Here is a 1992-nt window from a genome sequence, read left to right as displayed (position 1 = left end):
TCCGAGAGAGTCGCGTAGAAGCCGTCGAGCCCCACGACCTCGGCACCCGCCGGCGGCCACTCCGTCGACGTTGCCGCCGCGGCGGTCGAGGGCTCGGCGTCGAGCCGGCCCCGGGCGTGCAGGGCCCAGCCCTCCGTCGCCTCTGTCTCCTCGGGCTGCGAGTAGATTCCCACCTCGCAGCTGCCGTCCTGGTCCGGTACACCCACGGTCACCTGCAGCCGCACACCACCTGCCGCGGGAAGCTCCAGCGGCGCCTCCAGCACCAGCTCCGCGACACGCCCCGCGCCGACGCGTACCCCGGCCTCGGATGCCATCTCCACCAGCGCCGCACCCGGCACAAGCACCCGGGCACGGACCGCATGCCCCGCCATCCACGGCTGGGCTCGCACGTCGAGCCGCCCGCTCACCAGCAGCCCGCCGCCGGCAAGCCCGGTCGCCGCGCCGAAGAACGGATGACCGCCCTCGCCCAGACCGAGCGCCGACACATCCCCCGCGTCGGGCGGCGCCTCCAGCCAGTACCGCTCGCGCTGGAAGGCGTACGAGGGCAGATCCACCAGCCGGCCAGCGGGGAAGAGCTCCGACCAGTCCACCGCCACACCCCGTACGAACACCGCGCCCAGCGCGCCGAGCCACTGCTGCCGGCCGCCGCGGCCGCGACGCAGCGAGCCGGTGGCGATGCCGTCGCGTCCAGCCTCCGTCAGTGCATCCTGGATTCCCGCCGCCAGCACGGGGTGTGGGCTGCATTCGACGAACACCTCGTGGCCCTGCTCGATCAGGGCGTCCACCACCTGGCCGAACTGGACGGTGTGGCGGAGGTTCCGGTACCAGTATTCCGCGTCGAGCACAGCCGTATCGTCCAACCGCCGGCCCGTCAGCGTCGAGTGGAAGGCCACCTGGCAACTGCGCGGCTGGATGTCGGCGAGAAGGCCGAGGATCTGGTCGTGCAGCGCCTCGACGTGGGGGGAATGGGAGGCGTAGTCGACGGAAACCCGCCGAGCCTGGATACCCTCCTGCTCGCAGGTGGCTATGAGCGTGTCGAGTGCCTCGGTGCCACCCGAGACCACGGTCGAGGACGGCCCGTTGATCGCGGCCACGACCGCACGGTCGTGCTCCGGGCCGGTCTGTCGGGTCAGGAGACGCTCGCGCACCTCCTGGTGCGGCAGCGTCACGGCCACCATGCCGCCCTTCTTCGTCAGCACGGTGAGTGCCTGCGCCCGCAGGGCGACGACCTTGGCCGCGTCCTCCAGCGACAGCGCCCCCGCGACCGTCGCCGCCGCGATCTCCCCCTGCGAGTGACCGATGACCGCGGCGGGCTTGACGCCATGCGACTCCCAGAGCGCGGCGAGGGCGACCATCACCGCCCACAGGACGGGCTGGACGACGTCGAGCCGTTCCAGCGACGGGGCACCGGGCTCTCCCTGGAGGACATCGGTCAGCGACCAGTCCACATACGGCGCGAGGGCGTCCGCGCAGGCGTCCACACGATCACGGAAAACGGCGGAGCTGCCATAGAGCTCTGTCGCCATACCCTCCCACTGCGATCCCTGACCAGGGAAGACGAAGACCGGGTTCGATCCGAGGTCCGCCACGCCGTGTGCGACGACTCCGTCCCGGCACGTCACCGCTGCCCCGGCCACGGGACCGGCCCCATCGGCCGCCAGGCCCTCCAGCGCGTCCACGAACCCCGGGGTATCCGACGCGACGACGACAGCCCGGTGCTCCAACTCGGCGCGGGCTGCAGCCAGCGTGTGGCCGATGTCGGTGATGCCCGGCGCGCTGTCACAGGTCGCGGTCAGGAACGCGGCGAGTCGCTGTGCCTGTGCTCGCAGTGCTTCCGGCGTCTTCGCGGACAGTACGAGCGGCACGGGTCCGTCCGCATTCGCGTCAGCGGTCGCCTCGACGGTTTCCCCGGCGGCTTCCGTGGGGGCTTCTGCGGCTGCCGGCTCGGGGGTTTCGTCGGTGGGGGCTTCTTCGAGGATCACGTGTGCGTTG

At 71.9% G+C, this 1992-nt stretch carries 1 protein-coding gene; it reads right to left on the bottom strand.

Annotation, left to right across the window (positions count from 1 at the left end):
- On the bottom strand, nt 1-1992 hold a 1992-nt coding region (locus IEZ17_RS41555; protein WP_189308821.1), incomplete at both ends, for an acyltransferase domain-containing protein.

The organism is Streptomyces albospinus (genome assembly GCF_014648695.1).
Lineage (GTDB): Bacteria > Actinomycetota > Actinomycetes > Streptomycetales > Streptomycetaceae > Streptomyces > Streptomyces albospinus.
The sequence above is the reverse complement of the archived record's forward strand: the minus strand, read 5'-3'. Positions and strand labels throughout refer to the sequence as shown.